General features: G+C 46.5%; 1 protein-coding gene and 1 pseudogene. One reads left to right on the forward strand and one right to left on the reverse strand.

Features of this window, described 5'->3' with window-relative positions; translation table 11 throughout:
- Nucleotides 1-28 precede the first annotated feature (28 nt).
- Nucleotides 29-277: pseudogene (locus QUB26_RS30920) on the forward strand (IS1 family transposase); the annotation flags it as partial.
- Nucleotides 278-468: 191 nt separating this feature from the next.
- Here QUB26_RS30920 and QUB26_RS30925 read toward each other — a convergent pair.
- The coding region (locus tag QUB26_RS30925; RefSeq protein WP_333246933.1) for a CHAT domain-containing protein at nucleotides 469-2,015 on the reverse strand (1,547 nt) is incomplete at its 5' end.

The following is a 2,015-nucleotide window of genomic DNA, read 5'->3' on the forward strand; positions in this document are numbered from 1 at the left end:
CCGTCCAAAAAGGACGGGCGGGACGCCCATCCCACAAACTTGTGGAAGTTATTTAATTCTCATTCCTAAGAAAAAAGGAAAACAGAACCACATTTGTGTCAAATGTGGCTGTCAATTTATTGCTGATTATGACTCCCACGCCTGGTTACAGCGAAACTGTGAAACCGGAATGCCTAAAAATGTATGTCAATAGTATAGGTTTTCGGGCGATTAACGAATCAAGGGAGTTCATCACACCACCCTAATAACTTCGGTAAGACTGGTGGGAAGACTATTAGGATGTCATAGTTTCGAGACATTTGAGAGGGTTTCCGGTTGCATCTGAGATATTGCACCATTCTCAATTAGGTTTTTAGGAACAGGCTTTTCGGCCTGTTCCACAAAAGATAAATTTTATTGTGGAACAGGCCGAAAAGCCTGTTGCTGACAATGGTGCGCCTCTTTTTCCTTCTTCATTCAACATCCCCATTACCAAGGATTGCCAATCATTGTAAAGGCGGCCCAATAATAAGGATGCGAAAGCACTCGATCGCCCCGCGCCGCAATTTCTGGAGGCAAAATTAGACTTTCAGAAAGCCCTTGGGCTCGCAACATCCCGTCTTGAATCCGCACGCGCCCCCGCAGCATCTCCAATTGCGCGCGCCGCAAAGCCTCCGCTTTAATCATCAAATTGCCACCGCGTCTGGGGGCCCGCAACTGGCGATAAAACTCAGTCATCAGCCCCAAAGTCCCATCATCGCTGACTTCCCACAAACTCGCCAAAGCGGATTTAGCACCGCTAGCTACCGCCAAACCCGCAAACCCCAACTCCGCATCTTCGTCGCCCAAAGCGGTACTGCACGCGCTTAAAACTAACAGATTCACCGGCGGTTCATTCCATCGCAACTGTCGCATTTGATCGATACGTAATTTACTATCCCACAACTGAATGTAAGAATTTTTCGGTTCTCCTGGCTGGAATTCGCTGTGAGTTGCTAAGTGAATGATGCCAAAAGGCTGATTTGCCCGCTGAGCTTGCAAATTTTCGAGAGTAAAATCTTGATTCAAAAATGATTTTCCTTCACTTGGCGGCGCGATCGACTCTAACTCCACCGGTACCGCTGGTAATGGCGCTTTATCTTCAAATACCGACGCCCCCATGGCCAAAATTTCATCATCCGCAATATTGTCGTAGCCGATATCAGTTAAGCTCAGACTCGGCATCACACTAATGCTGTATTTCTCAACTAAAAAGCCTTTGCCATCGTGAAGAGCAGCAAACGGCACGCTCCGCAAACCTGCTGCTGGAATTACAATTAAATTGTCAATCTTTAAAGCTGTCAATTCTGCGGCAACTGGTGCAATTAACCACCGATAAAGTTTTTGCGCGGTATCCAAATAACTAATGCTGCTTCTTTTTCGGGGATTAGTTATTTCGGTTTGCAGGGCGTCAGCTAGTTGCAACACCTGCCAGCGCGTTGTAGCCGGAATTAAAACGCGCTGGGGTTGAGCATTAGCTGTTACTAACACTATTTCTAAATGCTCGCCACTCGGAACATCGGAAACTTCTTTGCCATCCGGCGACAACCTCTGAGTCAACTTATCTTCTAAGGGATGAGATGGCTGGGATGCGAGGTTTGTTTTCACAGGCAATAGATTTGATAAATCCTGACTTGCCACCAGTACAGAATCATTTTCTTTGGCAGCGGCTGCATCAGCTCTGCTGAGCCAATTCATATAAATAATGGCAGATTTGATTCCGGTAATTTTTTCGTTTTTGCGAAGATTTTCGTAAATTACCGACATATTGCTGATCGGTCTTCTTGCGGGCAAATCCAGATATTTTTCGTACTCGCGAGTAAAGATTTCCTCAAATGCTAAAACTCCCGAACCTGCCGAATCTAGCCTGCGAGAAGGAGCGAAAATATCCGGGCTAATTTCGGGAGTGTTGTATTGACTTTGCGATCGCAATTCTACTTGCACAGATGCAGGAAATGACAGCGCCGGATCGGGATTTACGGACTCAAGAGGCGGTG

This window comes from Microcoleus sp. B4-C1, from assembly GCF_036705285.1.
Taxonomy (GTDB): Bacteria; Cyanobacteriota; Cyanobacteriia; order Cyanobacteriales; family Microcoleaceae; genus Microcoleus.